The sequence below is a fragment of the Enterovirga sp. genome (assembly GCF_035325185.1).
GTDB lineage: Bacteria > Pseudomonadota > Alphaproteobacteria > Rhizobiales > Beijerinckiaceae > Enterovirga.
The window spans coordinates 1-3648 of record NZ_DAOLAJ010000153.1; the positions used below are offsets into that span (position 1 = coordinate 1).

General features: G+C 71.4%; 3 protein-coding genes and 1 pseudogene. All 4 read right to left on the reverse strand.

The features are described from left to right. Window positions 1–533 (reverse strand): HAD-IB family hydrolase (locus PKD06_RS18275; RefSeq protein WP_324382662.1); only part of this gene is annotated, 533 nt, incomplete at its 3' end. 4 nt (window positions 534–537) lie between these two features. After that, window positions 538–1956, reverse strand: a complete 1419-nt coding sequence (locus PKD06_RS18280) for a pyridoxal phosphate-dependent aminotransferase family protein (protein ID WP_324382663.1) — start codon at window positions 1954–1956, stop codon at window positions 538–540. Beyond that, window positions 1953–2993 carry a MupA/Atu3671 family FMN-dependent luciferase-like monooxygenase gene (locus PKD06_RS18285; protein ID WP_324382669.1) on the reverse strand — a complete coding sequence of 347 codons (1041 nt, stop codon included), beginning with the start codon at window positions 2991–2993 and terminating at the stop codon, window positions 1953–1955. Before PKD06_RS18285 ends, PKD06_RS18280 begins: the two co-directional genes overlap by 4 nt. Before the next feature lie 90 nt (window positions 2994–3083). Next, window positions 3084–3518, reverse strand: a pseudogene (locus PKD06_RS18290) (thioesterase domain-containing protein); the annotation flags it as partial. Between the last annotated feature and the right edge of the window lie 130 nt (window positions 3519–3648).

Genomic DNA, 3648 nt, shown 5'->3' on the forward strand with positions numbered 1-3648 from the left:
TAGGCGTGCAGGACGAAAGGCTCGCCGCCCACGGCATCGATCAGGCGGCGCAGCTTCTCGGGGCCCTCGCAAGGCGCTCCCTGGTGGCGGCCGGTCAGGCGGCCCCCGGCATCCGCTTCGAGCCCGCTTCCGAGCGTCTTGACGCCCAGGCTCTCCGCCCAGGGCGCCACGTAGAGGTCCGGCGAGGCGGTCACCACGAAGCAGCGATGGCCCCGCTCCTGATGCCAGCGCAGCCTTTGCACGGCGGCGGGGCGCAGCATCCGCGGCAGCGTCCCGCAGGCGAAACGCTGGCCGGCGGCGCGGATCTCGTCGAGGGGACGCCCGCGCAGATAGCGCGTGAACAGGAGCTCCTTGGTCGGCGTCGCCTCCAGGAGGCCGAGGCCGCGCGCGGCGAGGCTCGGCAGGAGGGCGGGAAGGCCGAGCAGGAAAAGCCTCATGCCCACCGCCTCGCAGAGGAACGGCAGGACGGTGTCGCGCCCCGTGAGGGTTCCGTCGAGATCGAAGGCGGCGACCTCCGGCGCGGTGGTCTCCATGCCGTCATCCCTGCGGCCCGGCGGCCGGCGCTCCGTCCGGCGGGGCGAACGCGCCCTCCGACAGGGCGAAGCCAAAGGTCCGGGCCGCCGCGACGATGATCTCGGCGGCGCGGTCGATCTGCTCGGGCGAATGCTCGGAGGTCACGAAAAGCCGCATGCGCGACAGATGCCGCGGCACGGCGGGATATTGGACGATGCTCGTCTCGAGCCCGGCCCGCTGCATGTAGTCGGTCAGCAGCAGCGTCCTTTCGTCGGAGCCGTAGATGACCGGCACGATCCAGCTCTCGCCCTCGACGAGCTGCACGCGCCCGCGCAGGCGCTCGCGCAGCCGCGCGGCGAGATCGCGCAGCCGCATCCTGCGGGCCTCGCCCACCTCCCCGGCGCCGATGCGCAGCGCTTGCAACACGCCGCCTGTCACGGCCGGATCGAGGCCGCAGGAGAACAGCCGGCAGCGGGCATACCAGTTGATGTAGCGCGCGATGTCGCGCCGCGTGATCACCGCTCCCCCCAGCGCCCCCAGCGCCTTCGAGAAGGTGATGACGAAGAAGTCGATCTGGTCGAGGACGCCCTGGGCGGCCGCGACGCCGCGTCCGCCCGGCCCGGTGACGAGGATCGAATGCGCCTCGTCGACGAGCACCATGGCGCCGTAGCGCCGGGCGAGCGCGGCGATGCCGGCGAGGTCGCCGTAATCGCCGTCGGAGCTGTAGGCGCCCTCCGCGCAGACCATGATCCGCGCCGGCCCGCTGCGGGTAATGCTCCGCAGAATGCGCTCCAGGTCGCCGAGGTCGTTATGGGCGAAGGTATGCACCTCCCCGCGCGTGAGCTGGGCCCCCTCGGCCAGCGACATATGCGCCGCCGCATCCAGGATGACATGCCCGCCCGGCTTGATGATCGCCGAGAGCGTGCCCGTATTGACGTTGTAGCCGGTGGTGAAGAGCGAGACGCCGCGCCCCGGAAGCCCGAGGAAATCGACGAGCGCCTTTTCGAGTTCCGCATGGAGCAGGATCGTCCCGCCGGCGATGGGCGAGCTGGATACGCCGAGGCCGTAGCGGTCGAGCGCGTCCTTCGCCGCCTGGATGACCTCGGGATGATAGCTCAGCCCGAGGTAATTGTAGCTCGCCATGTTGACGACCGGCAGCAACTCGCCGTTCTCGCGGACGAGCACGTTCTCCGGCCGCTGCGCCTCGTGCCGCGGCGTCTCGAAAGTGTAGCATCCGGCCGCGATGGTGCTGTCCACCCAGGCGTTGAAGCGCCGGATCTCGCTCAACTCGGGGTCGGAGCCGGGCATGAACAGGTCGTAGCTCTGGCGCGTATAGTCGGGCATCCGCGCGCCGGCCGCGGCCTCCTGGCGCTTGCGCAGGACACTGCGGAGCAGCGCCTGCTTCTGCTCCGCGGACAGCACGTGCAATTCGTGCGACGTCATGCGCCGCTTCCTTCCGCGAGGGCCGCGCGCAGGCGGTCGATGCCGCCGAGATTGGCGAGGCTGTCCTCGTAGGAGATGCCGAAATCGACCATGCAGGCGATCTCGGTCGCACCCGCCCTGGCGAAGGCGCGGGCCCGGTCGAGGCAGGTCTCCAGCGATCCGAAGAGCGTGCTCTTCTGGAAATATCGCTCGAAGATCATGTCTTCGAAGACTTCCTGACTGGCGGCGGAGCCGACGCGCAATCCGTCCACGACCTCCTTCCACAGGCTCTGAACGGAGCGCATGTAGGAGAGGAACGGCTCCCGCACGACGCGGCGCGCCTCGGCATCGGTCTCGCCGATGAAGGTCTGGACCATGAGCGTCACCTCTCCGCCGTCGGGATCGTGCCCCGCGCGCCGGCGCGCCTCCCGGTAGAGACGCACGCGCTCGGCGAAGCCGTCGACGGGCTGGATGAGAAGCGCGGTGAGGATGTTGAGGCCGAGCTCGCCCGCGCGCACGAAGCTGTCGTCATTGGCCGAGGTCGCGATCCAGGCGTTCAGCTCCTTCTGCACGGGCCTGGGATGCAGGCGAAGCTGGACCGCCTCGCCGCGGCCGTTCCGGCGCGGGATCGAGTCTCCCCGCCAGAGCCGGCGGACGATGTCCAGCCGCTCGAAGAGGACGGCCCAGCGGTCCTGGAAGGCGTCCGGGGCCAGCGCATAGTCGTTGGGGTTCCAGCCGGGCACGACGCCCATGTCGACCCGGCCGCCGGGGAGGTTGTCCACCATCGACCATTCCTCGGCGGCGCGGATCGGGTCGTGCAGCGGCAGCACGACGCTGCCGGAGCGGATGCGCAGGCGTCGCGTGCTCGCCGCGACGCCCGCGGCCAGGACCGAGGGGTTCGGAAACAGGCCGCCCACCGGGTGGAAATGCCGCTCGGGGATCCAGACGGCCCGGAACCCCGCCCGGTCGGCGAATTGCACCGCGGCGTCGAACAGCCGGTAGGGATCGCCGTTCGACTTGGCCTCGTCGGCGGAAAAGAAGAACAGGCTCATCCCCATGCCGGGATCGCGCCGCTCCCCGGCGGAGGCGCCGAGGCCTGAGCGCACCGGGCCGCTCCCGGCCGCGCGGCAGACGCGCTCGATCGTGGCCGCGGGATCGCCGAGATGGAAGAGATGCGGCCCCGGCAGCGTTTCGAGATCGAAGCGCCCCCGCGTGCAGGCTGCCCAGCCAGCCATCGTCCGGCAGGAGATCGCCGTATCGTCCTGGCCCGCGAGCGCGAGGAGCGGCGCGTCCAGCGGCTCGCAGGTGCGCGCCGGCCAGCCTTCGAGCAGCGCCTTGTCGGCTGCCGCCCGTTCCAGAAGGCGCTCTCGGGCGGCCGGATCGTCCTCGACATGGCTCATGTCGATGCCCGCCGCTTCCTGCCGGTACTGCTCGTGCAGCGTCCCCTCCTGGAGCCCCGGGGCTTGCGGCTGGCCCGGGGGCGCCACGGCCGCGACGACCAGCACCTCGGGCTCGCGCCCGTGGCGCGCGCGCAAAGCCTGCGCCGTCGCGAAGGCGACCGCCCCGCCGAGGCTGTGGCCGTAGAAGAGGCAGGGCCGGTCGAGCTAGGGAAGCAACGCCTCGGCGATAGCCCCGGCCGCCCCGGCGAGGCTCGCCGCGTAGGGCTCAGCCGCGCGCGAATCCCGGCCGGGCAGATGCACGGCGAGCGGCTCG